Origin of the sequence: Microvirga lotononidis (genome assembly GCF_034627025.1) — a bacterium.
In the GTDB taxonomy this organism is placed as follows: domain Bacteria; phylum Pseudomonadota; class Alphaproteobacteria; order Rhizobiales; family Beijerinckiaceae; genus Microvirga; species Microvirga lotononidis.
This window is the reverse complement of the sequence record NZ_CP141048.1, coordinates 4,538,886-4,565,136: the sequence shown is the minus strand read 5'-3', so window position 1 is coordinate 4,565,136 and position 26,251 is coordinate 4,538,886. Positions and strand designations below refer to the sequence as shown.

Annotated in this window: 24 protein-coding genes, 3 tRNA genes and 1 pseudogene; 16 read left to right on the top strand and 12 right to left on the bottom strand. The window is 63.8% G+C overall.

Annotated elements, in window-relative coordinates; all coding sequences use genetic code 11:
* Positions 1–32 precede the first annotated feature (32 nt).
* Positions 33–1,268 carry a cysteine desulfurase gene (locus U0023_RS21545; RefSeq protein WP_009490948.1) on the top strand — a complete coding sequence of 412 codons (1,236 nt, stop codon included), beginning with the start codon at positions 33–35 and terminating at the stop codon, positions 1,266–1,268.
* A 19-nt stretch (positions 1,269–1,287) separates the two neighbouring features.
* Positions 1,288–1,662, top strand: a complete 375-nt coding sequence (locus U0023_RS21540) for an SUF system Fe-S cluster assembly protein (protein ID WP_040638363.1) — start codon at positions 1,288–1,290, stop codon at positions 1,660–1,662.
* A gap of 164 nt (positions 1,663–1,826) precedes the next feature.
* On the opposite strand, the pseudogene U0023_RS21535 reads toward U0023_RS21540, so the two are convergent.
* Positions 1,827–2,567: pseudogene (locus tag U0023_RS21535) on the bottom strand (SDR family oxidoreductase); the annotation flags it as partial.
* A 212-nt stretch (positions 2,568–2,779) separates the two neighbouring features.
* Between U0023_RS21535 and U0023_RS21530 the strand changes: the two are divergent.
* A complete protein-coding gene (locus tag U0023_RS21530; RefSeq protein WP_009490951.1) occupies positions 2,780–4,003 on the top strand; it encodes an FAD-dependent oxidoreductase in 1,224 nt (407 codons plus the stop codon).
* Here U0023_RS21530 and ybaL read toward each other — a convergent pair.
* Positions 3,902–5,767, bottom strand: coding sequence for a YbaL family putative K(+) efflux transporter (gene ybaL, locus U0023_RS21525; protein WP_009490952.1), 1,866 nt, complete (start codon positions 5,765–5,767; stop codon positions 3,902–3,904). The two genes, U0023_RS21530 and ybaL, sit on opposite strands and share 102 nt — an antisense overlap.
* Before the next feature lie 170 nt (positions 5,768–5,937).
* Here ybaL and U0023_RS21520 point away from each other — a divergent pair, with 170 nt between their 5' ends.
* Positions 5,938–6,318: a HesB/IscA family protein gene (locus U0023_RS21520; protein ID WP_009490953.1), complete on the top strand. Its 381-nt coding sequence runs from the start codon at positions 5,938–5,940 to the stop codon at positions 6,316–6,318.
* A gap of 18 nt (positions 6,319–6,336) precedes the next feature.
* Positions 6,337–6,720, top strand: coding sequence for a TfoX/Sxy family protein (locus U0023_RS21515; protein WP_009490954.1), 384 nt, complete (start codon positions 6,337–6,339; stop codon positions 6,718–6,720).
* On the opposite strand, the gene U0023_RS21510 is transcribed toward U0023_RS21515, so the two are convergent.
* A complete protein-coding gene (locus tag U0023_RS21510; RefSeq protein ID WP_009490955.1) occupies positions 6,713–8,221 on the bottom strand; it encodes a DEAD/DEAH box helicase in 1,509 nt (502 codons plus the stop codon). The genes U0023_RS21515 and U0023_RS21510 overlap by 8 nt on opposite strands.
* 188 nt (positions 8,222–8,409) lie before the next feature.
* On the opposite strand from U0023_RS21510, the gene U0023_RS21505 reads away from it, so the two are divergent.
* The 3 genes from U0023_RS21505 (at position 8,410) to U0023_RS21495 (ending at position 10,501) form a co-directional block, all read left to right on the top strand.
* A complete protein-coding gene (locus U0023_RS21505) occupies positions 8,410–9,108 on the top strand; it encodes an alpha/beta fold hydrolase (RefSeq protein WP_009490956.1) in 699 nt (232 codons plus the stop codon).
* Between the two features lie 310 nt (positions 9,109–9,418).
* Complete coding sequence (locus U0023_RS21500) at positions 9,419–10,069, top strand: outer membrane protein (protein ID WP_009490957.1); 651 nt, start codon at positions 9,419–9,421, stop codon at positions 10,067–10,069.
* A gap of 81 nt (positions 10,070–10,150) precedes the next feature.
* The gene (locus U0023_RS21495; protein ID WP_009490958.1) at positions 10,151–10,501 is read left to right on the top strand and encodes a VOC family protein; all 351 of its coding nucleotides are present in this window, start codon (positions 10,151–10,153) and stop codon (positions 10,499–10,501) included.
* 143 nt (positions 10,502–10,644) lie between these two features.
* Here the strand turns inward: U0023_RS21495 and U0023_RS21490 are convergent, their stop codons facing one another.
* The 3 genes from U0023_RS21490 to U0023_RS21480 form a co-directional block, all read right to left on the bottom strand.
* Positions 10,645–11,097: a DUF6790 family protein gene (locus tag U0023_RS21490; protein WP_009490959.1), complete on the bottom strand. Its 453-nt coding sequence runs from the start codon at positions 11,095–11,097 to the stop codon at positions 10,645–10,647.
* Between the two features lie 180 nt (positions 11,098–11,277).
* The gene (gene glnA, locus U0023_RS21485; RefSeq protein WP_009490960.1) at positions 11,278–12,687 is read right to left on the bottom strand and encodes a type I glutamate--ammonia ligase; all 1,410 of its coding nucleotides are present in this window, start codon (positions 12,685–12,687) and stop codon (positions 11,278–11,280) included.
* Between the two features lie 69 nt (positions 12,688–12,756).
* Positions 12,757–13,095, bottom strand: coding sequence for a P-II family nitrogen regulator (locus U0023_RS21480; protein ID WP_009490961.1), 339 nt, complete (start codon positions 13,093–13,095; stop codon positions 12,757–12,759).
* A gap of 178 nt (positions 13,096–13,273) precedes the next feature.
* On the opposite strand from U0023_RS21480, the gene U0023_RS21475 reads away from it, so the two are divergent.
* Entirely contained in the window at positions 13,274–14,761 is a 1,488-nt protein-coding gene (locus tag U0023_RS21475; protein ID WP_009490962.1) for a bifunctional ADP-dependent NAD(P)H-hydrate dehydratase/NAD(P)H-hydrate epimerase, read from the top strand.
* Here U0023_RS21475 and U0023_RS21470 read toward each other — a convergent pair.
* The gene (locus U0023_RS21470) at positions 14,754–16,127 is read right to left on the bottom strand and encodes a multicopper oxidase family protein (RefSeq protein ID WP_009490963.1); all 1,374 of its coding nucleotides are present in this window, start codon (positions 16,125–16,127) and stop codon (positions 14,754–14,756) included. The two genes, U0023_RS21475 and U0023_RS21470, sit on opposite strands and share 8 nt — an antisense overlap.
* Positions 16,128–16,298: 171 nt before the next feature.
* Here U0023_RS21470 and U0023_RS21465 point away from each other — a divergent pair.
* From U0023_RS21465 to U0023_RS21435, 7 genes are all read left to right on the top strand, one after another.
* Positions 16,299–16,383, top strand: a tRNA-Leu gene (locus tag U0023_RS21465).
* A 110-nt stretch (positions 16,384–16,493) separates the two neighbouring features.
* On the top strand, positions 16,494–17,861 hold the full coding sequence (tig, locus tag U0023_RS21460) for a trigger factor (RefSeq protein WP_009490964.1): 1,368 nt from the start codon (positions 16,494–16,496) through the stop codon (positions 17,859–17,861).
* A 76-nt stretch (positions 17,862–17,937) separates the two neighbouring features.
* Entirely contained in the window at positions 17,938–18,570 is a 633-nt protein-coding gene (locus tag U0023_RS21455) for an ATP-dependent Clp protease proteolytic subunit (protein ID WP_009490965.1), read from the top strand.
* A 220-nt stretch (positions 18,571–18,790) separates the two neighbouring features.
* Positions 18,791–20,059 carry an ATP-dependent Clp protease ATP-binding subunit ClpX gene (clpX, locus tag U0023_RS21450; RefSeq protein ID WP_009490966.1) on the top strand — a complete coding sequence of 423 codons (1,269 nt, stop codon included), beginning with the start codon at positions 18,791–18,793 and terminating at the stop codon, positions 20,057–20,059.
* 229 nt (positions 20,060–20,288) lie between these two features.
* Positions 20,289–22,715 (top strand): endopeptidase La, encoded by a 2,427-nt coding sequence (gene lon / locus U0023_RS21445; protein ID WP_009490968.1) that lies wholly within the window; start codon positions 20,289–20,291, stop codon positions 22,713–22,715.
* A 196-nt stretch (positions 22,716–22,911) separates the two neighbouring features.
* Complete coding sequence (locus U0023_RS21440) at positions 22,912–23,190, top strand: HU family DNA-binding protein (protein WP_009490969.1); 279 nt, start codon at positions 22,912–22,914, stop codon at positions 23,188–23,190.
* Positions 23,191–23,272: 82 nt separating this feature from the next.
* Positions 23,273–23,348: transfer RNA gene (locus tag U0023_RS21435), tRNA-Val, on the top strand.
* A 35-nt stretch (positions 23,349–23,383) separates the two neighbouring features.
* Here the strand turns inward: U0023_RS21435 and U0023_RS21430 are convergent.
* The 5 genes from U0023_RS21430 to U0023_RS21410 all read right to left on the bottom strand — a co-directional run bounded on the left by U0023_RS21430 (position 23,384) and on the right by U0023_RS21410 (position 26,249).
* The gene (locus U0023_RS21430) at positions 23,384–23,965 is read right to left on the bottom strand and encodes a DUF1003 domain-containing protein (protein WP_083861351.1); all 582 of its coding nucleotides are present in this window, start codon (positions 23,963–23,965) and stop codon (positions 23,384–23,386) included.
* A gap of 334 nt (positions 23,966–24,299) precedes the next feature.
* Positions 24,300–24,377 (bottom strand) — tRNA-Pro (locus U0023_RS21425).
* Between the two features lie 144 nt (positions 24,378–24,521).
* Positions 24,522–24,737 (bottom strand): hypothetical protein, encoded by a 216-nt coding sequence (locus U0023_RS21420; protein WP_009490971.1) that lies wholly within the window; start codon positions 24,735–24,737, stop codon positions 24,522–24,524.
* 295 nt (positions 24,738–25,032) lie between these two features.
* Entirely contained in the window at positions 25,033–25,386 is a 354-nt protein-coding gene (locus U0023_RS21415; protein ID WP_009490972.1) for a lysozyme inhibitor LprI family protein, read from the bottom strand.
* Positions 25,387–25,592: 206 nt separating this feature from the next.
* A complete protein-coding gene (locus tag U0023_RS21410; protein WP_009490973.1) occupies positions 25,593–26,249 on the bottom strand; it encodes a LysE family translocator in 657 nt (218 codons plus the stop codon).
* Positions 26,250–26,251 lie beyond the last annotated feature (2 nt).

The window sequence follows — 26,251 nt, the reverse complement described above, 5'->3', positions numbered from 1 at the left end:
CCGGCCATGACGGCAGAGAAACGGTTTTGGCAATGAACGCTCCAGTGAAGCCATACGACGTCGAAGCGATCCGGACGGAGTTTCCGATCCTAAGCCAGCAGGTCTATGGCAAGCCGCTCGTCTATCTCGATAACGCCGCCTCGGCCCAGAAGCCGAAAGCCGTGATCGACGCCATGGTTGACACCATGCAGACGGGCTATTCCAACGTTCATCGCGGCCTGCATTACATGGCGAACGTGGCCACCGAGGGGTTCGAGCGCGCGCGCGAAACCGTGCGGGAGTTCCTCAATGCCGGGTCCATCGACGAGATCGTGTTCACCAAATCGGCGACGGAAGCCTACAACCTGGTGGCGGATTCCTTCGGCCGGATGAACATCGGCGAGGGTGACGAGATCATCCTCTCCATCATGGAGCACCATTCCAACATCGTGCCGTGGCATTTCCTGCGCGAGCGCAAGGGCGCGGTGATCAAATGGGCTCCGGTGGACGACGAGGGCAACTTCCTCCTCGACGAGTTCGAGAAGCTTATCTCGCCGCGCACCAAGATCGTCGCCATCACGCACATGTCGAACGTGCTCGGCACCGTGACGCCCGCGAAGGAGATCATCCGCATCGCCCATTCGCATGGGGTTCCGGTGCTGATCGACGGAGCCCAGGGCGCGGTGCACCTCCAGGTGGACGTCCGCGACCTCGATGCGGATTTCTACGTCTTCACCGGCCACAAGGTCTATGGGCCCACCGGCATCGGCGTGCTCTACGGCAAGCGCGAATGGCTCGCGAAGATGCCGCCCTATTCGGGCGGCGGCGAGATGATCCGCGAGGTGAGGCAGGACGCGATCACCTACAACGACCCGCCGCACCGGTTCGAGGCGGGCACGCCCCCGATCATCGAGGCGATCGGCCTTGATGCGGCTCTGCGCTTCATGATGCAGCTTGGCCGCGAGAACATTCAGGCCCACGAGGCTGCGCTCTCGGCTTACGCCCACGAGCGCCTCGGGGCCATGAACTCGGTCCGGATCATCGGCCGCGCCAAGGGCAAGGGCGCCATCCTGGCCTTCGAGATGAAGAACGCGCATGCCCATGACGTCGCGACCATCATCGACCGTCAGGGCGTGGCCGTTCGGGCCGGCACCCATTGCGCCATGCCCTTGCTGGAGCGCTTCGGCGCGACCTCGACCTGTCGCGCCTCATTTGGCCTCTACAACACCATGCAAGAAGTCGATAAGTTGGCTGAAGCCCTGCAGAAGGCCGAAGCCCTGTTTGCTTGAGGATTGACCTGTGAACGACATGACCCCGACCCAGGATGGGCCCAACGCGCCGCAGGTGTCGCCGGGTTCGACGATTCCGCCGGAAGAGCTCGACCGCATGACGGACGACATCATCGCCGCGCTCAAGACCGTCTACGATCCGGAAATTCCCTCGGACATCTACGAACTCGGCCTGATCTACCGGGTCGATATCGACGACGACCGCAACGTGGTCATCGACATGACCTTGACCGCGCCGGGCTGTCCGGTCGCCGGCGAGATGCCCGGTTGGGTCGAGAACGCCGTCGCGGCCGTCCAGGGCGTCCAGAGCGTCAAGGTGAACATGGTCTTCGATCCGCCGTGGGATCAGAGCCGCATGTCCGACGAGGCCCGGGTCGCCCTCGACATGTGGTGAGGTCACGTTTCACGAATTCTGTTCCTTTCATGGCCGGGCTCGTCCCGGCCATGATCGTTTCACGGCTCCTCAGCGGAGCATCGAATGAGGGCGGTGGTCCTCCGCGGTGCTCTTGAGACCTTTGCCGCATCCTGAGCGCAGGGGCGCGCCCTCGTGCCCGGCATTCAGGTCCGGTTGATCGATACGCCGCCGTCGACGAGCAGGGCCGTACCCGTGGTGAAGCTCGATGCGTCAGAGGCGAGATAGAGCGCCGTGCGGGCGATCTCTTCAGGACGGGCCCTGCGCTTCAGGGCATGCAATCCCTCGACGAAGGCAAGGGCTTCCGGGGTGCTGACCCAGGCCTCCGCCAACGGCGTGTCCGTGCCGCCCGGCAAGAGCGCATTGACCCTAATACCCCGTGGCCCGAACTCGCTGGCAAGGGATTGCGTCAACCCAATCAATCCCGATTTGCTCGCGGCATAGGCCGCGACGCCCGGCATGCCTGCCGTGTAGCCGACGAATGTGGAGGTGAAGATGAGGGAGCCTCCGCCCCGGTCTAGCATGGCCGGGATCTGATGCTTGGCGCCGAGAAAAGCGCCCGTGAGATTGACCGAAAGCGTCTCGTTCCAGCCGGCAAGCGACACGTCGGGCGTAGGTGCCATTTCCCCATTCGTGCCCGCATTGTTGAACGCGATGTCGAGCCCGCCGAAACGCCCGATGGCGGTTTCGACAAGGGCCTTGGCCAGGGCTTCGTCCCGGATATCGCCGGCGACGGCGACCGCATGCCCGCCGTCGCTTTCGATCTCGGCCACGAGCGCGTCGAGCGCATCGGATCGCCGAGCGGTGGCGACGACGTTCGCACCCTCCCTGGCGAACAGTCGGGCCGTCGCATAGCCGATTCCGGAGCTTGCCCCCGTCACGATGGCGTCTTGTTCTGAAGTGTCGTCAAGGCTCGATCCTTTTCTTCCATGAGCTGACTGCTCACGGACTGGGATCTCAGATCGGGCCGGTGCTTCCGACCCGTTTCCTGCGCCCGATTTCTGTGATGATCGTGACAGCTGATTGGGTCTTAGGCGGAAAAGCGCTAGGCTTCGCAGGCGCGATGACGGTTCGGAGAATGTCTACCGGGAGATCACCCATGAACACGCCTCATCCCCCTGAAACCTTGCACACCCGCTGCTGCATCGTCGGCGGCGGGCCGGCCGGGATGATGCTGGGCTTTCTGCTGGCCCGACAGGGGATCGACGTCATGGTCCTCGAAAAGCATGCCGATTTCCTGCGGGATTTCCGCGGCGACACGATTCATCCCTCAACGCTCGAGGTCATGTATGAACTCGGCCTGCTGCAGGAGTTCCTCGCCCGGCCGCATCAGGAGACGCAGACCGTCAGCCTCGTCATCGGGGGCGAGACCTTGAAGATGGGCGACTTCTCGCATCTGCCCACGCAGTGCAAGTTCATCGCCTTCATGCCGCAATGGGACTTTCTCGACTTTCTGGCCGATCACGCGCGGGCCTACCCGCATTTCCAGCTGCGGACGCTGGCAGAGGCGACGGACCTGATCGAGGAGCAGGACAAGGTCGTGGGGGTGCGGGTTACGACCGCTGACGGGCCTCTCGATGTGCGAGCCGATCTCGTCGTCGCAGCCGACGGTCGCCGTTCCGCGCTGCGCGAGAAGGCGGGGCTCGAAGTCCTGGATCTCGGCGCGCCCATGGACGTGCTCTGGATGAGGGTGTCGAAGCTGCCGGGCGATCCCAGTCAGCTGCTCGGTCGGATCGAGGCCGGGCAGATGCTGGTGATGATCGATCGCGGCGAGTACTGGCAATGCGCCTATCTCATCCCGAAGGGAACGGTAGAGCAACTCCGACAGGAGGGGCTTGCTGCCTTCCGGGCAAAGCTCGCAGGACTGGCTCCTTTCCTTGGAAGCCGGGTCGAGGAACTGCAATCCTGGGATGAGATCAAGCTTCTGACCGTCGCCGTCGACCGGCTGAAGCAATGGTCCAAGCCTGGCCTTCTGTGCATCGGCGATGCCGCCCACGCTATGTCGCCGGCCGGCGGGGTTGGGATCAATCTCGCCATTCAGGACGCGGTCGCGACGGCCAATATCCTGGGACCCCTGCTGAAGCAGGGCGAACCGATAGGACCCGAATCTCTCGCCCTTGTGCAGAAGCGGCGCGAATGGCCGACGCGAATGACCCAGGGGTTCCAGGTTCTGCTGCAGAACCGGCTGATCGATCCGGTCCTGAAAAGCAGGAAGCCGGTCTCAGCGCCCTGGATCGTCCGCCTGCTGGCCCATTGGCCGCTCTTCCGCAGGCTGCCCGCCCGCCTGATCGGAATCGGATTCCGGCCCGAGCACGTCCGGTAGCGGCTCCTCGCCATCGGGCATGCCGTCCGCGTCCTCGACGGACGACAGGACGGGGGAGCGGGGCGCGTCGGGTACGGCCGCAAACATGGCGCGGGCGATCTCTTGCTCGCCCATCACGACCCGGGATGCGCCGTATTTCATCACGTGCTCCTCCTGGGCGTCGGAGTGAACCCGGACGATGATCGGCAGCTCCGGGTTGATCCGGCGCGCCTGTTCGACGACCTGCCCGCTCTCGAAAGCGTCGGGAATCGCCACCAGGAGGCAGCGGGCCTCCTTGAGATTGGCGGCGGCGGCCACATCGGGAGCAGCGGCGTTGCCGACGATGATGGAATGGTTGTCCCGCTGCAGTTCGGCAAGCTGGTGCTTGTTGGTCTCGATGACCAGAAAGGGCGTTCCGGAGGTCGTCAGCTTCCCCGTGATGAACTTGCCGACACGCCCGTGGCCTACGAGGACCACGTGATCCGTGAGAAGGGTCATGGGCAGTGGCTCGTCCGCAAGCGGGGCCGGCTCTTCCGGCACCACGACGGCCGCGCTCTCGGGAGCCGGTGGCTCGACCCTCGGCGCGGGAGGCTTGGCGCCCTCCCGCTTTGCCGTCCACCGGTCCAGCAGGGCGAACAGGAACGGGTTCGTCAGGATCGACAGCATGGAACCGGCCAGGATCAGGTCGCGGCCTATTTCCGGCATGAGCCCGAGGCCTACGCCCAAGCCTGCGAGAATGAAGGAGAACTCGCCGATCTGCGCGAGGCTCGCCGCAATGGTCAGCGCTGTCGCGTCCGGGTGCCGGAAGAGCCGGACGATGGCGAAGGCCGCGAGCGACTTGCCCACGACGATGATCAGGAAGGTCACGAGGACCGGCCCGAACTGGTTGATGAGAATCATCGGGTCGAACAGCATGCCGACCGAGACGAAGAAGAGGACCGCGAACGCATCGCGCAGCGGCAGGGTCTCCGAAGCGGCCTGATGGCTGAGTTCGGATTCGCTCAGCACCATGCCGGCGAAGAAGGCCCCGAGGGCGAAGGATACGCCGAACAGCTGCGCCGCTCCGAAGGCGGCGCCCAGGGCGATGGCGAGGACCGCCAGGCGGAAGAGCTCGCGCGAGCCGGTATGGGCGACGTAGTGGAGGATCCAGGGAATCACCCGTCGGCCGACGATCAGCATGACGGCCACGAAGGCGATGACCTTGCCGAGGGTCATGCCCAGCGAGACCGCGATGGACTGGAAATCGGCCGAGGCGCCGGAGGTCGCATGGGCGAAGGCGGGCAGGAGCACCAGCGTCAGGACCATGGCCAGGTCCTCGACGATCAGCCAGCCGACTGCGATATGGCCGCGCTCGGTCTCGACGAGGCGCCGTTCCTGCAGGGCGCGCAGCAGCACGACCGTACTGGCGACGGAGAGCGCCAGACCGAAGACCACGCCGGCGGTGACGCCCCACCCCATCGCCCAGGCGAGCCCCATCCCGAGAAGCGTCGCGCTGGCGATCTGGACGATGGCGCCCGGAATCGCGATGGCCTTGACGGACAGAAGATCCTTCAGCGAGAAATGAAGCCCCACGCCGAACATCAGCAGGATCACGCCGATCTCGGCGAGCTGGTTGGCAAGCCCCTGGTCCGCCACGTAGCCCGGCGTGAACGGGCCGGCGAGGACGCCGGCGAGAAGGTAGCCGATGAGCGGGGAGAGGCGGAAGCGATGGGCGATGGCGCCGAGGGTGAATGCCATCACGAGGCCGATGACGATGGTCGAGATCAGCGGCGTGTGATGCGGCATCTGCACTCCTTGGAAAGCGGGGCTTTGGGCGGGATAGATCCGATATGATCGACCGCGGCCCTCGGAGCAACCCTGAAACGGTCTCGACGTTTGCCGTTTCAGCTCTTATTTATGGCGTATGAAACTCGTTCTGCCCGGGCCTTGAACCCGGCCGTCAGGAGAGAGGGCTTATGGCACTACCCGGCTTCAAGGTCGTCACCTTGACCGACGCGGCGGCGACCCGCGTCAAGGACATCATCGGCAAGGCGGATCGCCCCATCGTGGGCGTGCGCGTCGGCGTCAAGAACGGCGGCTGCGCCGGCATGTCCTACACCATGGAATACGCTGAAAGCGTCAACCCGCTCGACGAGGTGGTCGAGGATAAGGGCGTGACGGTCCTGATCGATCCCAAGGCCGTGCTGTTCCTGCTCGGCACGGAGATGGATTTCCAGACGACCAAGATGTCGTCCCAGTTCGTGTTCAACAATCCGAACCAGACCTCGGCCTGCGGCTGCGGCGAGTCGGTCGCCATCACGCCGGCGACGCCCGCGGCCCTTCAAACGGCCAATTAGCGTAAGCGAACGCGCGCCATGGACGCCGAGGACCTTCGCGACATCTTCCGCAGCCTCGGCCCGGTCCATGTCCGCCGGATGTTCGGCGGGCAGGGGATCTACCAGGGTGAATTGATGTTCGCCCTCGTGGCTTCCGGAGAGGTCTATCTCAAGGCCGACGATGAGACGGCCGGGTTCTTCCGCGACCGGGGCTCGCGCCCCTTCGCCTATGAGACCCGGGACGGCCGCAGGAGCATCATGGGCTACTGGCTCATGCCGGAATCCGCCCTCGACGATCCCGATGAGGCGGCCGAGCTGGCCACCATGGCCGTGGCGGCTGCCCGGCGGGCGAAGTCCGCCCAGGTGCGGAAGGGCAGCCGGACCCGCAAGGCCCGGAAGGCGGCCGAGGAGACCGCTACTTAGCCTTCTTCGTCGTCACCGGCCGCATGAGGAAGGCCGGGACGTGATCGCCGAGGCCGATCACCTTCTCGTCCATGTCGTCGTCGCGGCGCGACCGTCCCTGATAGCCCCGATCCGACGAGCGCTCTTGGCGCTCTTGGCGCTCTTGGCGTTCATGACGGTCTTGGCGCTCATGACGATCCTGCCGGGGCCGGCGGTTCTCGTGCTCCTCGCGGGCAGGCTGGGCCGCGCGCGGGGCGGGGGCCTCCTCCCGCGCCTCCTCGGAGGAACCGCGGCTCTTACCTCCCGAGCGGACCTTGACCTTGCGGCCGCGCGAGCGCTCCTCGCCTCGTCCGCCGCCGCGACGGCGCGAGGAACCTTCCGAGGCCGGGCGCTCGGCGAGCGTCGGCCCTTCCCATTCGATCGGCTGGCCGATCAGCTTCTCGATGGCGGCCAGGGATTTCTCGTCGCCCGGACCCACCAGCGTGAAGGATTGACCGCTGCGTCCGGCGCGGCCCGTCCGGCCGATCCGGTGGACGTAATCCTCCGCGTGGTGCGGAATGTCGTAGTTGAACACATGGCTGACGGCCGGAATGTCCAGGCCGCGGGCCGCCACGTCGCTGGCGACCAGGATCGGCATCTCGCCGCTGCGGAAGCTGTCGAGGGCTGCCATGCGGGCGTGCTGGTCCATGTCGCCGTGAAGCGCCACGGCGTCGAAGCCGTGCTTCTGCAGGGACCGATGGAGAACCGCCACGTCGCGCTTGCGGTTGCAGAACACGATGGCATTCTGCAGGTCCGTGGCGCCCCGGATCAGCTCGCGCAGGGTCTCGCGCTTCTCGTAATCCTCGCGACCGGTCGCCACGAGGCGCTGGGTGATCGTCGAAGCCGTCGAAGCGGCGCGGGCGACCTCCACCTTCACCGGATTGTGAAGGAAGGCGTCGGCAAGGCGCTGGATCTCCGGTGGCATGGTGGCGGAGAAGAACAGGGTCTGGCGGGTGAACGGCACCAGCTTCACGATCCGCTCGATATCCGGGATGAACCCCATGTCGAGCATCCGGTCGGCCTCGTCGATCACGAGCAGCTCGACGCCGGTGAGCAGGAGCTTGCCGCGCTCGAAATGGTCGAGCAGGCGGCCCGGGGTGGCGATCAGAACGTCGACGCCCCGGGTGATCTTCGCGTCCTGGTCGCCGAAGGACACGCCGCCGATCAGCAGGGCGACGGACAGCTTGTGGTTCACGCCGTACTTGTCGAAATTCTCTTCGACCTGGGCGGCCAGCTCGCGCGTGGGCTCGAGGATCAGCGTGCGCGGCATGCGCGCCCGGGCCCGCCCGGTTTCGAGCAGGGTCAGCATCGGAAGGGTGAAGGCGGCCGTCTTGCCCGTGCCGGTCTGGGCGATGCCCAGCACATCGCGGCGGGAGAGCACGTGCGGAATGGCCTGGGCCTGGATCGGCGTCGGCTCCGTATATCCGGCGGCTGCTACGGCCTGTTGAACTTTATCGCTAAGTCCGAGTTCGGCGAACGACATGAATGCTAATTACCGTTGAGGGGCTAGGCGCGCTCTTAAGTGCCGGCCGCGCTCTACGGCAACAAACAGGCGCGAGACTGGTTTCACCTGAGGTTCTTGCTCAAGTTAAGGAGTGGCGGGACCATAGGACAAGCTATGAGCTTGTCAATCCAGGGAAACTTGCCGAGAGGCGACAAAGGAAAGTTTGAATGGTCGAAACACTCGTTCTGATTCCCGGATTGGCCTGCACGGCCCGACTCTTCGCGCCTCAGATCGCGGCTCTGTCCACGGGCTGCACCATCGTCGTGGCGGACAACGCCCAGGATGATTCGATTGCCGCGATGGCCGGTCGACTCCTTCGGGACGTGCCTGGGACATTCGCACTCGCGGGCCTCTCCATGGGCGGTTACATCGCCATGGAGGTGATGCGGCTGGCGCCGGAACGGGTGGAGCGGCTTGCCTTGCTCGATACCAGCGCGCGCCCGGACACGCCCGAAGCGAGCCGGGACCGCGAGCGGCTGATCGCCCTGGCGGAGGCCGGACGACTGGACGAGATCCATTCGGCGCTCTGGCCCCGCCTCGTCCATCCCGATCATCGGAACGACAGGGATCTCCAGGACGCCCTGGTCGGAATGATGCGGGAAACAGGTGCCGAAGCCTATATCCGCCAGCAACGGGCCATCATGGCGCGCGCCGACTCACGCCCTTCACTGCCGGGAATCGAAATTCCCACCCTGGTGCTCGTCGGGGAGGGCGATTCGATCACGCCGCCCGAGATTGCCCGGGAAATGGCCGAGATGATCGAATGGGCCTCCCTGGTCGTGGTGCCGGACGCCGGTCATATGTCGACTCTCGAGCAGCCCGACCGGGTGATTCAGGCCATGCAATTGTGGCTGAGCCGCAGTTAACCACGAATTCGCCAGATGCTTGCGAAACTCCTCGTGAGCATGGTCAACAAGTGGTTACCAAGCCTCCCGAGGGGCTGAAAAATCATCCGTGTTCTCCGTAAGTTACTGTCGATACAGGGATATTTTCAGGGACCGTCCTGGTTGAACATAGGCCCGGGACGGGTCGTCAATGCGGTCAGATCCGCCTACTTTCGGTTGCGCATGCGAAAAGCCGTGCTTCTTGTCTTAACTGTGGCAGGAAAGTGACAGACGCTGGGGCAGGTCTCAGCTACAAGCGCCTCACATCCTTCTAACAGATGGACCAAGACAAATGAAAAAGATCCTCCTCTCCTCGGTTGCCCTCCTCGGCCTCGCCTCCGGCGCTCTGGCTGCTGACCTTCCGTCCCGCCGCGCTCCGGCTCCGGTCATCGCTGCCGTTCCGGTCTTCACCTGGACCGGCTTCTACGTCGGTGTGAACGCCGGCTACGGCTGGGCTGACAGCTTCGACGTCACGCTCCCGAACGGTGCCGTGGTTCGTGCTGACAGCGAAGACGACGGCGGCTTCATCGGCGGCGCCCAGATCGGCTACAACTACCAGATCGGTTCGTTCGTTGTCGGTATCGAAGGCGACATCCAGTACGCCGACCTCGGCGGCGCGACCTACATCGTCGCTCCCGGCACGGTCGTCTCCTACGACAACAGCGACTGGTTCGGCACGGTTCGTGCTCGCGCTGGTGTGGCCTTCGATCGCGCCCTTGTCTACGCAACCGGCGGTTTCGCTTTCGCTGACAACCGCACCGGCTGGACCGTCGGCGGCGGCGTCGAGTACGCAGTCACCAACAACCTCAGCCTGAAGGTCGAAGGTCTGTACGTGAACCTGCAGGACGACGACTTCAACTTCGGTGGCATCAACTACCGCGGTGGCGACTCCGACTTCGGCGTGGTTCGTGCTGGTCTGAACTACCGCTTCGGCACCTACTAAGATCCATCGCTTCGGCGATCGAAAAGGCCCGGTGGCAACACCGGGCCTTTTTTGTTTTCGGACTTATCGAGGAGGCGATCCATGGCGGTGAGGCGGATTGTTGCGAATGTGGCGGCCGACCGGGTCGATGCCGCGAAACTCTTCTATGGCGACGTGCTTGGAATGGATGTTGCCATGGATATGGGGTGGATCATGACCTTCACCGCCGACGGCAGCATGACACCACAGATCAGCGTGATGACCGAAGGCGGATCGGGAACGGCCGTGCCTGACATCTCCATCGAAGTCGATGACCTCTCGGACGTTCATCAGAGAATGCAGGCGGCCGGATTTGCGATCGAATATGGTCCGGCATCCGAGCCGTGGGGCGTGACCCGCTTCTACGTCCGTGATCCGGTCGGACGCTTGGTCAATATCCTGGCGCATCGCTGACGAGCGCCAGGCGGGAACGGCTGGACCGCACGTTTTCTACCCATCGGCCGTGAATGGATCGACGAAATCGTTCGTTCAACTCGGGAGTGAAACGTTGGGCACGAAGCACTTCGCTTGAACGCCGAGGCAGCTCGTCGTTCGAGTCACGCGGCGGTCAGATAGAAGATTGCGATGGCTGCGATCCACAGGTCGGACGCCATGGCGATGTTCTCCGTGCCGGTCCGCTGGCGGTTGCGCAGGTGTTGCAATCCCGCGAGGCCATAGAAGACGGCGCCCACGAGGGCCGCGGGCGTTACCCAATCGGCCCAATGCACCGAGAGAAGCGCGAGCGACGCTATCGCGACATTGCCGAAGCCGAGTTCCACGACGACCTTGCGCGCATCCGGATCCTCGATCTTGAAAATCGTAGCGGCCGTAAAGGCCGGATCGAAGATCTGACGCAGCCCGGCGAGCAGGAGCCGCACGCCCACGGCCCAGAACACGAACCATTTCCCGATCAGGAACACCGGATCCTCATCGGGTGCGAGGGCATATTCGGTGCCGATCGACAGCAATGGCAGGACGATCATCGTCAGGGCAATCATGCCCGGATACATCGGCGCCTCCATCGCAGCATGGTCCTGGAGCTCGTCCGGCCGGACCAGCGGCCTGATGTTACGCGAAAGTCCGGGCCTCGCGATTCCTCTCCGGAGGTAGGCGATAAAAAAACCGGGGCTCGAGAAGAGCCCCGGTGAAGGGAGGCTGCGGTTCCGCAGCCGGGAGGAAACTGCGTCCGATTAGACGGAGTAGTACATCTGGAACTCGACCGGATGCGGGGTCATTTCGAAGCGAGCGACCTCCGTCATCTTCAGCTCGATGTAGCTGTCGATGAAGTCGTCGCTGAAGACGCCGCCGGCCTTGAGGAACGCGCGGTCCTTATCGAGGCTGGCGAGGGCTTCGCGCAAGCTGCCGCAGACCGTCGGGATCTTCTTCAGCTCGCGCGGAGGCAGATCGTAGAGATCCTTGTCCATCGCCTGGCCGGGATCGATCTTGTTCAGGATGCCGTCGAGACCGGCCATCATCAGCGCCGCGAAGGCGAGGTACGGATTGGCGGTCGGATCGGGGAAGCGAACCTCGACGCGCTTGGCCTTCGGCGAGGTCGTCCACGGAATACGGCAGGAGGCCGAACGGTTACGGGCCGAGTAGGCCAGCAGGACCGGAGCCTCGTACCCTGGGACGAGACGCTTGTAGGAGTTCGTCGACGGGTTGGTGAAGGCGTTCAGGGCCTTGGCATGCTTGATGATGCCGCCGATGTACCACAGGCATTCCTGGCTGAGGTCGGCATACTTGTTGCCGGCGAAGAGGGGCTTGCCGCCCTTCCACAGGGACTGGTGCACGTGCATGCCCGAGCCGTTGTCGCCGTAGACCGGCTTCGGCATGAAGGTGGCCGTCTTGCCGTAGGACTGAGCGACGTTGTGGATGCAGTACTTGTAGATCTGCATCTCGTCGGCGGTGCGCACGAGGGTGTTGAACTTCGTGCCGAGCTCGTGCTGGGCGGAGGCGACCTCGTGGTGGTGCTTTTCGACCGTGACGCCCATGGCCTTCATGGCGGCCAGCATTTCGCCGCGCATGTCCTGAGCGGAATCCAGCGGCGGAACCGGGAAGTAGCCGCCCTTGACCGGAATGCGGTGGCCGAGGTTGCCGCCTTCGTACGGCGTGTCGCCGTTGATCGGGAGCTCGGAGGAGTCGAGCTTGAAGCCGGTGTTGTAGGGATCGGCCATGAACTTCACGTCGTCGAACACGAAGAACTCGGCCTCGGGACCGACATAGACCGTGTCGGCGATGCCCGTGGACTGGAGATAGGCCTCGGCCTTCTTGGCGATGCCGCGCGGATCGCGGTTATAGGGCTCGCCCGTAGCCGGCTCGAGAATGTCGCAGTTGATGACCAGGGTGGAGGCCGAGAAGAACGGATCCATCTGGGCGGTCGTCGGGTCGGGCATGAGGGTCATGTCGGACTCGTTGATCGCCTTCCAGCCGGCGATGGACGAACCGTCGAACATGATGCCGTCGGCGAACATGTCCTCGTCGACCATCGAGACGTCGAAGGTCACATGCTGCCACTTGCCGCGCGGGTCGGTGAAACGGAAGTCGACGTATTGGACGTCGTTATCTTTGATCGCCTTGAGCACATCCTTGGCGGTCTGCATGATCGTCTGGTCCTCTTCTGCCCTTAGAGATAGTCCTCGGCCCTAAGGCCTTGGCTTGGGAAAGCGAGCTTAGATCGCGTCGGATCCGGTCTCGCCCGTGCGGATGCGAACGGCCTCTTCGACCGTCGAAACGAAAATCTTGCCGTCGCCGATGCGTCCGGTCTGAGCGGCCTTGCGGATCGCCTCGATGGCGCTCTCGGCCATGTCGTCGTTCAGAACGATCTCGAGCTTCACCTTGGGGAGGAAGTCCACAACGTATTCCGCGCCGCGATAGAGCTCGGTGTGGCCCTTCTGGCGGCCGAAGCCCTTCGCCTCGATCACGGTGATGCCCTGAAGGCCAACTTCCTGGAGAGCTTCTTTGACTTCATCGAGCTTGAAGGGCTTGATGATGGCTTCGATCTTCTTCATCCCGGTCAACCGTTTCGTTCGAGGTTTTGCCGCTTTTAGCACCAGCCCGGAGCGCCTTCCATGCGATCGTCGATTCAAAGTGGGCCAATCTGCCGAGTTGATGGGCATATTGTGATCAAAGTTTGTGCAGTTGCGGAAAAGCTCGCCAAATCCTCCAAAACGGGCTCATTTTGCTCCCATGACAGCCCCTGAACTCGTCCTGACCCCGTCCGAAATGAAGCAAGCCGACCTGGAAGCCATGGCGAGGGGCATTCCGGGCATCGAGCTCATGAGGCGGGCAGGGCGCGCGGTTGCCGATTCTGCCGAAAAATTAGCCTCTCCGGGCAGCAGGATCGCGGTCGTCTCCGGGCCCGGGCAGAATGGCGGCGACGGCTTCGTAGCGGCGACGATCCTGGCCGGGCGGGGCTACCGGGTGAGCCTCGGCCTTCTGGGTTCCCTCGACCGCCTGACGGGCGACGCAGCGGAAGCGGCGCGGGACTGGACGGGAGCGGTCGTGCCGATCGAGGAACTGCCCCTGCAGGAGGCGGACCTGATCGTCGACGCCCTCTTCGGAACCGGCCTGTCCCGCGATCTCGATGGCGCCACCCGGCATGCGGTCGATCGCATGAACGGATCCGGCAGGCCGATCCTGGCCGTGGATCTGCCTTCCGGCATCGACGGCGGGACAGGGGCGGTGCGCGGCATCGCGGTCAAGGCGGTCCGCACCGTGACCTTCGCGGCCCGAAAGCCCTGCCATCTCCTGATGCCGGGGCGGGCCCATGCGGGGCTTGTCGAGGTGGCGGATATCGGGATCGGACGGGACATCCTCGCGGCCAAGGGCGGCAGCCTCTTCGGCAACGACCCGGCCCTGTGGCTCGCGTCCCTGCCGCGGCCTGGCCTCTCGTCCCATAAATACGAGCGTGGCCACACCCTCGTCGCCTCCGGGGGCGCGACACGCACGGGCGCGGCGCGGCTCGCCGCCCGGGCGGCTCTCAGGATCGGCTCGGGGCTCGTCACGGTCGCATCCCCGCCGGAAGCACTCGGGGTCAATGCCGCCCACCTCACGGCCATCATGCTCAAAGGCTGCGACGGTCCCGAGGGTCTGCATGCGATCCTTCAGGATGCTCGCTTCAACGCTGTCGTCCTGGGGCCGGCGCTCGGCGTCCATGCCGGCACCCGCGCCATGGTGGCCGTCGCCGTCCAGGCGCGGCGCAATCTCGTCCTGGACGCGGATGCCCTGACCTCCTTCGAGGGGCTGGCTTCGGAGCTTCACGGGGCGTTCCGCCACGCCCCGACGGTGCTCACCCCCCATGACGGCGAATTCGCCCGGCTGTTCAAGGGGCACCCGGACATTCTCGACCCGGAATCGAAAATCGAACGCGCCCGCCGGGCCGCCGCCTATTCGGGGGCCGTGGTCCTGCTGAAGGGGGCTGACACCGTCATTGCCGCTCCAGACGGCAGGGCGGCTATCAACGCAAATGGGACGCCCTACCTGGCAACTGCCGGTTCGGGCGACACGCTCTGCGGCCTCATCGCAGGCCTCATGGCGCAGGATGTGCCAGCCTTCGAGGCGGCCTGCGCAGGCGCCTGGATCCACGGCGAGGCCGGAGCGAGCTTCGGCCCGGGTCTGATCTCGGAAGACTTGGCGGAACTGGTTCCCGGCGTCCTGCGGGGCCTGCTCAGGTAACCTCGATCCAGGTCCACATGCCGGCGTCGAACCGCTCCATCACGGTGGAGGCGAGGAGCCATCTGCCCGGATTGTCGGCCACGAAGGCGATCCGGATCGTCTTGTTTTCCGGTACTTGGACGGTATCCAGCCAGTACGGCTCCCATCCGTCGTCAAGGGGATGCAGCAGCCGAAAGGAATGGCCGTGCAGGTGCATGGGCTGGACGAACCCGGTCTCGTTCCTGAGAGCCAGCACGACCGGCGTGCCGCGCTTCACCTTGACCAGGGGCGGTCCGGATGAGGTGCCCGACGCTCCGTTGAGGGACCAGGGAACGTTGGGGGCCTTCGGGTCGCCCTTGATCACCACGTCTTTCCGGCTGGCACTCTGGAGCTTGATGGCTTCCGGGAGCTTCGGATTGGCCAGGAGCGGTGCGATCGCCGGAAGTTCCGGCTGCTTCTCTCCCGCGGTCACGATCTCGACGAGGGGCATCCCGTCGCCGATCAGGGCCATCACGGCGCCAGAAGCGCCGGGTTCCGGGGCCAGGTCGACCAGGAGGTCGTAGCGGCTCCCGGGTGCGAAGGGAAGGGAGGCCTTGAGGGGTTCGAAGGTGCTGCTCGGCTGCCCGTCGATGGCGATCACATAGGCCCTCATGCCGTCGAAGCGCAGGCGCAGGATCCGGGCATTGCAGGCATTGGCGAGCCGCAGGCGAAGGCGCCCGCCTGGCGGCGCCTCGACCCGCTGAGGCGTCGCCTTGCCGTTCACGCTGAGCCAGCTTCCGAGCCGCCCGGCAGGGGCGGTGTCCGACGGCTTCTCGAAGGGGGCAAGGGACCCGTCATCGTTCAGGCGCCAGTCGTCGACGAGCAGGGCGAGATCCCGATCCACCTGTGGAGGCTCGTGCTCCTCGACGACGAGAAGCGCCGACAGGCCACGTTCCAAGGGCTCGGCGCTGCCGCCCAGGATGCAGGGGCGGATCAGGAAGGTCCCGGCGTCGGGAGGGGTGAAGGTATAGTTCGAGCTCTCACCAGGAGCGATGGGTTTCTGAGTGAGGCCGCCGACGCCATCTATGTCGTTCGGTCCACGAACCCCGTGGAAATGCAGCGATAAGGGTTGGGGTGTCTCATTCTGGAGCGATAGCCGCACATCCGCCCCGTGCTTCATCCTGAAAACCGATGCCAGTTCATCGTTGAGGGTCCAGACACCGGCGTCCGCGCCTGCGCCAGGGAACAGGCGCCTTGAGCGGGGTTTGGCGGTGACCGTCCAGCTCAACCCATTGCCCTTCAAACCCTCCACAATGGGAGAGGACGAGGAGGTTTGGGCTCCTGCTCGCCCACTCAGTCCGATCAGCGTTGTGGCGAGGCCTGCAGCGGCGGCGCGGCGGGTGATCATGGGTGAGGCTGCCTTGAGCTGAAACTATTGAAACGGAGATACAATCTTGAACGTGAACGGCCAAGTTTGGTTGCTATCCGGCCGTACACGAACTTTTTTGATGCACTGTCTTTTAACCGTGCTATAGAGCCGCGTCCCGGAAGAGGGGTGCGCCTCGCGCGCCGCTCCCGCGCGGGCGTGGCGGAATTGGTAGACGCACTGGATTTAGGTTCCAGCGACGAAAGTTGTGGGGGTTCGAGTCCCTCCGCCCGCACCAATCCCGTCAGGGTTGGTAATCCGGAGGCTCCGAGTGGCCTGGTTGACGGCGGATGCCGCATCGGCCGGAGCCTGACAGAAATTTTCGAGTGAATGAAGGCGAACAGAACCATGCAGGTGACGGAAACACTGTCCCAAGGCTTGAAGCGAGAGTTCAAGGTCGTGCTCCCGGCCACCGAGTTGGAAGAGCGCCTGAACAGCGAATTGACGACCCTCAAGGATCGCGTGCAGATCAAGGGCTTCCGTCCCGGTAAGGTGCCGGTGGGACATCTGCGTCGGGTCTACGGCCGTTCCGTCATGGCCGACGTGCTTCAGAACGCCGTCAACGAGGCCAACCGCAAGATCGTCGAGGACAACGACCTGAAGCTCGCCAACGAGCCACAGATCCAGTTCCCCGAGAGCCAGGAAGAGGTCGAGAAGGCCATGGAAGCCAAGGGCGACCTGGCGTTCACCGTGGCCCTCGAGGTGCTGCCGGTCTTCGAGCTGGCCGACCTGTCCGACGTGTCGGTCACGAAGCCGGTGGCCGAGGTCACCGATGCCGAGATCAACGAATCGCTCGAGCGCATGGCCAAGCAGAACCGCTCCTTCGAGACGAAGGAAGGCGCTGCGGCCGATGGCGACCGGGTCGTGGTGGATTTCGTGGGCCGTATCGACGGCACGGAGTTCGAGGGTGGCAAGGGTGAGGACATCCGGGTCGAACTCGGCTCGAACACCTTCATTCCCGGCTTCGAGGATCAGCTCCTCGGCCTGAAGGCCGGCGACACCAAGCTCGTGAAGGTCACCTTCCCGGTGAACTACATGGCGGCCCATCTGGCCGGCAAGGAGGCCGAGTTCGATGTGACCGTGAAGGAAGTCGAGGCTCCCGGCGAGCTGAAGATCGACGACGAGATGGCCAAGGGCTTCGGCATGGAATCCCTGGACAAGCTCAAGGACGCGATCCGCGACGCCATCAAGCGCGACTTCGACGCCCAGTCCCGCCGCAAGGTGAAGAAGGATCTCCTCGATTCTCTCGACTCCAAGTACAGCTTCGAGCTGCCTCCGACCCTGGTCGAGCAGGAGTTCTCGGCCGTGTGGGCGCAGGTCGTCGGCGACATGAAGTCGAACAACCGGACCTTCGAGGACGAGAGCACCACGGAAGACGAGGCCAAGGCCGAGTACCGCAAGATCGCCGAGCGTCGTGTTCGCCTCGGCTTGGTCCTTGCGCAGATCGGTGAGAAGTCCGATATCAAGATTTCCGACGACGAGGTGACTCAGGCCCTCATCGAGCGGGTCCGCCAGTATCCCGGCCAGGAGCGGCAGGTTTGGGAGTTCTACCAGAAGAACCCGCAGGCCCTCGCTGAAATCCGGGCTCCTCTGTTCGAGGAGAAGGTCGTCGACCAGATCCTGTCCCAGGTGAAGGTCAACGAGGAGACCGTCTCCAAGGACGCCCTCTTCAACGACGAGGACGAGGGCGGAGAGAAAGCCGGCAAGGGCGAGTAACGCTCTCTTAAGCGTCTCGCTGCTTGCTGAAATGCACGGCCGCGCATTCGCGCGGCCGAATTGGAGCAGTGAGACAATGAGAGATCCGGTAGCGCTCTTTAACAATACGCTCGTCCCGATGGTGGTTGAGCAGTCGAACCGCGGCGAGCGCGCATTCGACATCTATTCGCGCCTTCTGCGCGAACGGATTATCTTCCTCACGGGTCCGGTTGAAGATTACTCGGCCTCGCTGATCGTGGCACAGCTTCTGTTCCTCGAGGCCGAGAACCCCAAGAAGGAAATCTCCTTCTACATCAATTCGCCCGGCGGCGTCGTGACCTCGGGCTTGTCGATCTACGACACGATGCAGTTCATCCGCTGCCCCGTCTCGACCCTCTGCGTCGGCCAGGCGGCCTCCATGGGCTCCCTCCTGCTGACGGCCGGCGAGAAGGGCATGCGCTTCGCCCTCCCGAACGCCCGCATCATGGTCCACCAGCCCTCCGGCGGCTACCAGGGCCAGGTCACGGACATCATGATCCACGCCCGCGAGAGCGAGGCCCTCAAGCGCCGCCTGAACGAGATCTATGTCGGCCATACCGGCCGGAACTACGAAGAGATCGAGCGGGCCCTCGAGCGGGACAACTTCATGACTGCCCAGGCGGCCCAGGAGTTCGGCCTCATCGACCAGGTGATCGAGAAGCGTCCCGAGCCGGCCGCCACCCCGGCTTAACCCTTAAAACCTGGGGACAAAATTCCCCGGGTGCGTCTTTTTGCCGAGTAATCTCGTTTCTATTGATCAGGCGGCCTCCGCATGATTGCATATGGATTCGGGAGCATGGCGATTTGGGCGTTCAATTCTTAGCGACGGAACATTTTGTTAGTTTCGTCGCCTATAACCTAGGAGTGTTGGGTCGGCAGGGGCTGTCCCGGCACGGATTGGAGATGTGATAATGACCAAGGCTGGCGGCAACGACTCCAAGAGTACGCTGTACTGCTCCTTCTGCGGCAAGAGCCAGCATGAGGTTCGCAAGCTGATCGCTGGCCCGACGGTTTTCATCTGCGATGAATGCGTCGAGCTGTGCATGGACATCATCCGCGAGGAGTCGAAATCGTCCCTCGTGAAGTCCCGTGACGGGGTGCCGACCCCCAAGGAAATCAGCCGCGTTCTGGATGACTACGTGATCGGCCAGGAGCACGCCAAGAAGGTGCTCTCGGTAGCGGTCCATAACCATTACAAGCGCCTAGCCCACGCGACGAAGCACAACGACGTGGAACTCGCCAAGTCCAACATCCTGCTGATCGGGCCTACCGGCTCGGGCAAGACCCTGCTTGCGCAGACCCTGGCCCGAATCCTGGACGTGCCGTTCACCATGGCGGACGCGACGACCCTGACCGAGGCGGGCTATGTCGGCGAGGACGTGGAGAACATCATCCTCAAGCTGCTCCAGGCCTCCGATTACAATGTCGAGCGGGCCCAGCGCGGCATCGTCTATATCGACGAGATCGACAAGATCTCCCGCAAGTCGGACAACCCTTCGATAACCCGCGACGTGTCGGGCGAGGGCGTGCAGCAGGCGCTCCTGAAGATCATGGAAGGCACCGTGGCCTCCGTGCCTCCCCAGGGCGGCCGCAAGCACCCTCAGCAGGAGTTCCTGCAGGTCGACACCACGAACATCCTGTTCATCTGCGGCGGCGCCTTCGCCGGGCTGGAGCGGATCATTTCCGGCCGCGGCAAGGGGACTTCGATCGGTTTCGGTGCGACCGTCCAGGCTCCCGACGACCGCCGGACGGGCGAGATCTTCCGGTCCGTCGAGCCTGAGGACCTGTTGAAATTCGGCCTCATCCCCGAATTCGTCGGTCGTCTGCCGGTTCTGGCGACCCTCGAGGATCTGGACGAGGAAGCCCTCAAGAAGATCCTCCAGGAGCCCAAGAACGCCCTGGTTAAGCAGTACCAGCGTCTCTTCGAGATGGAGAACGTGAGCCTGACCTTCCAGGACGAGGCCCTGTCCATGATCGCCCGCAAGGCGATCGAGCGGAAGACGGGCGCCCGCGGCCTGCGCTCCATCATGGAAGGAATCCTTTTGGAGACCATGTACGATCTCCCGGGGCTGGATTCCGTCGAGCAGGTGGTGATCGGGCCCGAGGTCGTGGAGGGCAAGGCCAAGCCGCTCTTCATTCACGGCGAGCGCAACGAGCAGGCCGCAAGCGCCAGCGCTTAAGGGCCGTCGGGGATCCTTCGATGAACAGAAGCGTTGCGGGCGATCTCCTTGAAACCCAGGTCCCGCAACGCCACATTGTCTCTTGCGTCGGTGCTGTCCGCTCATCGTTCGAGGGAGAGCCCGGCGTACCGGATGCAGCCCATAACAAAAGCCTGAGCATTCCGGTTATCCGTCTGGCTTCCAGCTCATCCGAGGGGATCGTCGGACGCAGTCAAAAGGATACCGTTCCATGACACAATCGAAGCCACGTCAGCCTGTCGTTCCAGGCTCGACCGGAACCTATGCGGTTCTGCCTCTGCGCGACATTGTTGTCTTCCCACACATGATCGTGCCGCTCTTCGTCGGCCGTGAGAAGTCGATCCGAGCGCTTGAGGAAGTGGTCAAGGGGGACCGTCACATTCTTCTGGCCACCCAGATCGATGCGACGGACGACGATCCGTCCACTGAAGCGATCTACAAGGTCGGGACCCTGGCCAACGTCCTGCAACTGCTGAAGCTGCCCGACGGTACCGTGAAGGTGCTGGTCGAAGGCGCGAGCCGGGCTCAGGTGAAGGCCTATACCCGCACGGACGAATACTACGAGGCCGAAGCCGAGGCGCTTCCGGATTCCCTCGGCGATCAGGTGGAGGCCGAGGCTCTCGCCCGCTCCGTCGTGTCCGAGTTCGAGAACTATGTGAAGCTGAACAAGAAGGTGTCGCCGGAGGTCGTGACCGCCGTGACCCAGATCGACGAGCCCGCGAAGCTCGCCGACACCATCGCTTCGCATCTGGCCATCAAGATCGCCGACAAGCAGGCGATCCTGGAGACGCCGACCGTCGCCCAGCGCCTGGAGAAGGTGCTCGGCATGATGGAGAGCGAGATTTCCGTCCTCCAGGTCGAGAAGCGGATTCGCACCCGCGTGAAGCGTCAGATGGAGAAGACGCAGCGCGAGTACTACCTCAACGAGCAGATGAAGGCGATCCAGAAGGAGCTCGGCGACGATGAAGGTCGCGACGAGCTGGCCGAGCTCGAGGAGAAGATCGAGAAGACCAAGTTCACGAAGGAAGCCCGCGAGAAGGCGATGGGCGAGCTGAAGAAGCTGCGCCAGATGTCGCCCATGTCGGCGGAAGCGACCGTCGTGCGCAACTATCTCGACTGGTTGCTCGGCATTCCGTGGAACCGCCGTTCGAAGATGAAGAAGGACCTCAAGGCGGCCCAGGATCTGCTCGACGCGGATCATTACGGCCTCGACAAGGTCAAGGAGCGCATCGTCGAGTACCTGGCCGTGCAGCAGCGCGCCAACAAGCTCACGGGCCCGATCCTGTGCCTCGTCGGTCCTCCGGGTGTGGGTAAGACCTCGCTCGGCAAGTCGATCGCCAAGGCTACCGGCCGCGAGTTCGTCCGCATGTCGCTCGGCGGCGTCCGGGACGAGTCGGAGATCCGTGGCCACCGTCGGACCTATATCGGCTCGATGCCCGGCAAGATCATCCAGTCGATGAGGAAGGCCAAGACATCCAACCCGCTCATCCTGCTCGACGAGATCGACAAGATGGGAATGGACTTCCGCGGCGACCCGTCGGCGGCCCTGCTCGAGGTCCTGGATCCTGAGCAGAACTCGACCTTCAACGACCATTACCTGGAAGTCGATTACGACCTATCTAACGTAATGTTCGTGACGACGGCCAACACGCTCAACATCCCGGCTCCGCTCCTCGACCGTATGGAAGTGATCCGCATCGCGGGTTACACGGAAGAGGAAAAGGCCGAGATCGCCCGCACTCACCTGATCCCCTCGGCTATGCAGAAGCACGGCCTGGCGGAGAAGGAGTGGAAGATCGGCGATGAGGCTCTGCTCATGCTGATCCGCCGCTACACCCGCGAGGCGGGCGTGCGTAACCTGGAGCGCGAGATCGCCAACCTCGTCCGCAAGGCCGTGAAGGAGATCCTGATCTCCAAGGTCAAGACGGTCGAGGTCACGACGGACAACCTGCCCGAGTTCCTCGGGCCGCCGCGCTATCGCTACGGCGAGGCCGAGACGGAGGACATGGTCGGGGCCGTCACGGGTCTGGCCTGGACCGAGGTCGGCGGCGAGCTGCTCACCATCGAAGGCATCATGATGCCGGGCAAGGGCAAGATGACCGTCACGGGCAACCTGCGTGACGTCATGAAGGAATCGATCTCGGCGGCGGCATCCTATGTCCGCTCCCGCGCTCTCGATTTCGGCGTCGAGCCGCCCCTGTTCGACCGCCGGGACATCCACGTGCACGTGCCGGAAGGCGCGACGCCCAAGGACGGCCCGTCCGCCGGTATCGCCATGGCGACCGCCATCGTCTCCGTCATCACGGCTATCCCGGTTCGCCGCGATATCGCCATGACGGGCGAGGTGACGCTGCGGGGCAGGGTGCTGCCCATCGGCGGCCTCAAGGAGAAGCTCCTGGCAGCCCTGCGCGGCGGCATCAAGAAGGTGCTGATCCCCGAGGAGAACGCCAAGGATCTGGCGGATATCCCGGCCAGCGTGAAGAACGGCCTCGAAATCGTGCCGGTCTCCATGATGGATCAGGTCCTCCAGCACGCCCTCGTGCGCATGCCGGAGCGGATCGAGTGGGATGAGGCCGCGGAGCTCAAGGCTCACAAGCGTGGCGTCGAGGACGATTCGGCCGGGGTGATCGCTCACTAAAGCCGCGTTCCTTCCGTAACGAAAGAGGCCCCTGGACCCCGGTCCAGGGGCCTCTTTTTTGATGAAAACTGCAAATAAATGCCTGATTTCAGCCACTTCGGGACTTGCGTACGGACAAGCTTTGCGCCAAACGGGTTGTCCCTGAAACGGTGGACCATTTCCTTTGCGACTGCCGTGATCACTGGAGGATAGGACTATGAATAAAGGCGAGCTCGTTGCGGCCGTCGCCGACAAGGTGGGCCTTTCGCGTGGCCAGGCTGGTGACGCGATCGACGCCGCCATCGAGGCGATCACTGGCGCTCTGAAGAAGGGCGATGAGGTCAAGATCGTCGGTTTCGGCACGTTCGTTGTGACCAACCGCGCTGCCGGCGAGGCGCGCAATCCGCGCACCGGCGAGAAGGTCAAGGTTCCCGCTTCCAAGACCCCGAAGTTCCGCGCCGGCGCGGGCCTGAAGGATGCCGTCAACGCGAAGTAATCGCTGTCCTGGCGAACTTCCCTGCTAAAGAGGGCCGACGACGCTTGCGTTGTTGGCCTTCTCTTTTTATGTCAGGTCCATCGGGCGGTTAGCTCAGTTGGTAGAGCTTCGGTTTTACACACCGCAGGTCGGGGGTTCGAGTCCCTCACCGCCCACCATTTCTCCGAGATCCCGAGCCGCGATCCCCGCGCCTTCAAGGCGAGCGGCGACTTTCGCCGTCCGTCAGCCTGTCGAGCACTTTCTCAGGCGCGACGTGTCGCTCCAATTCCTCCAGGTCCGGATCGTTTGCTTCCCTGATGCCCAGATGTGCGGCAATGGCGCGGGTCAGGGTCAGCAGGCGCGTAATCTCGTGTTCCGATAGCAGGTTTGTCTGGAGATCCAGCTCCGCGCGCCTGTCGGCCTCCGCTGCGGCGCGATTCTGGCTGATCAGCACGAAGGTCGAGAGGAAGATCGCCTCGACGGAGGCAAAGGTCGCGAGGATGACGAATGTCGGATCGAAGACCGGCCCCCCCGGAATGAGCCCGAGATTGACCGCGACCCAGCCCGCCACGAGCAGCAGGTGCACATAGACGAAAGCCATGCTGCCCGAGAAGCGGGTGATGACTTCCGCGATGCGATCCTGAAGACTCGCCTTCCGCTCCTCCTCCCGCCGCTTGTGGCGCAAGGCGTCGATATTGCGCTCAAGAACCGACGCCAGGACGCTGGGCTCGATGGGAGGAGTGCTCGGGCTCACGCGCTCCTCCTCCATTTTGTACACGGACTCGGTTTCCTTCACGGCAAGATCCTTCGTTCCCGCCCGCGGCTGGATATGAACGACTGTTGCTTCGAAGAAGTTCGGCTTCCCGTAGGACCGAAAAACACGGGCCCGCGCGATGGGCCGGAACGCCGCACCCCGGCCGATGAAACATTCCGGTCCGGATCGAGTTTGGATGTGATCCCTCCAAGGATTGCTCCTGAGACTCACCCGCTTCAGCCTCGGCTGAGGCGGGTTTTTCGTTCGGTCTACCCGCCGGGGATCGATGCTAGGCCCGCTGTCCGGAATGGAGGTTCGACAGCAAAAAGCCGGCCTTGCGGCCGGCTTGGACAACTTTCGAGCTTCAAGAAATAAATGGTCGGAGCGAGAGGATTTGAACCTCCGACCCCTAGTCCCCCAGACTAGTGCGCTAACCGGGCTGCGCTACGCTCCGACTGCCGAAAGGCTTGGTTGATCTAACTTTTAACGGCCTCTGGCGCAACCCCTGAAATCGCATGCGGCGTGGAAAGTCGCGGTCGGCGAACAACCGTAAGGAACATCTCGCACCTTCTGTGGAGACTTGGGACCGGCGGGACAGTTATTGGCGTGAGCCGGTCCAGGCTTCGACGGCTTGCTTCAAACCTTCGGGCAGGTCGGTCGCTGTTTCGATGCTGGGTGACGTGTCCCAGGAGGCAAGCTCGGACAGGAACGCCCGATACCTCTCGGTCTTCTCTTGGGTCGCGTCGAAACCTTCCGCCGGTGTGTCGTCCGGCAGGCCCGAGAAGAGGCAAAGCAGTGCGAGGATGGCGCGCATGTTTCGTCCCGTGTGGTTGACGTTAAGGAAGTGCGGCCAAGGTGGCATTTTCACGGCGGGGCAGGCGTGTGCCAAGACACTTCATCGCGGATCCCTCCCATGAGTGAGACGGAAGCTTAACCATTTCCGCGAAGATATGTAGGTTATAACGCCAGGAAGGGGTATGAGCTGTCTTGAGAGCGCCCCACGGCGCCCCCAGTGCCACAGCGCTCTCGGCAATCGCTTATCGCGTTTGCTCGACTCCTGCGTTGTTGCGCAAGACCCCGCCTCCGTGCGGGGCTTTTTGTTGGTGCGATCAGAAGGGACCCCGCTTCGCGAGGGCCTCGAACCCGCCCCTCAGCTGCAATACGCGTTCCTCATAGACTCTTCCCAGACATGCTCTGTCGCCGCCGCAGGATTCTCGCCGTTTGAGCCAGGCGACCTGCGCGTCCTCCATGTCGCCCCGCGCTCCCATGCCCAGCAGGGGCTTGAGTTGCGTATAGAGAACGGACATCTCGACATCCTGATCGTTCAGCGCCCGATCCGCGCAAACCGCTTTCTCATCGGGCGTCTCCGCCTTGGCGCAATCGAAGCTAGCGGCCCGCGCGGGCTGCCATCCGGCTGCCAGAGCAAGCGCCAGAATGGCGAAGCAGAACGAATTTCCCTTCATGGTGGCTTTCCTCGAAAGAACTCACTCTGGTGAGAGAACGGTTCCTGCCCAAGGAGGCTCCATGGAGGGCGGTACGCTTTCGAAACAGCCTTAATGAAAGGTAAGGCGAGGGACCTGGAGGTGATTCCACTTGCGAGGAATCACCTCACTTCTTTGCCGAGCCGCATTGTTTGACGGCGAACCGGGTCCACTTCGCCGAAAATGCTCTAGCGGCGCAGGGCCGAGGCGTCGCCGGACAAGGCGAGGCGAAGGCCGAGTCCCACCATGATGAGCCCGGCGCACCTCTCCTGCCAGGCGATCAGGGCGGGTCGCCGGGCGAGCCACTCACCGATCGTTCCGGTCCCGACCGCGACGGCGCCGAGAATGAAGAATCCCGAGATCTTCTGGACGCCGCCCAGGAACAGCAGCTGGGCCGTCACGGGCCATCCGTTGGCGGGATCGACGAACTGAGGAAGGAAGGCCAGCATGAACACCATGGCCTTTGGGTTGGTCAGATTGTTGATCATGCCTTGTCTTAGGGCCGCCAAGTCCGAGACGGGCTGCGGGGCCTTGCGGACGAGGCTGTGGGGGCCGAACGAACCGATCAGCAGCTTGGCTCCGAGCCACACGAGATAGGCGGCGCCGGCCCACCGAAGCAGCTCGAACGCCAGAGGCGAGGCCTTGATCAGGGACGTGACGCCCAGGGCCAGGAGAGGCAGCTGGACGAGGCCGGCCAGCAAGGTCATGCCGATGGCCGTCAGCACGGCCGTCCGCCGGCCCTGTCCCACGCCGCGACTGAGCAGGAGAACCATATCGGGGCCGGGGGCGAGCTGGAGGGCCAGCACGGCGGCATAGAATGTGAGGAAGGTCGATAGATCCGGCATGC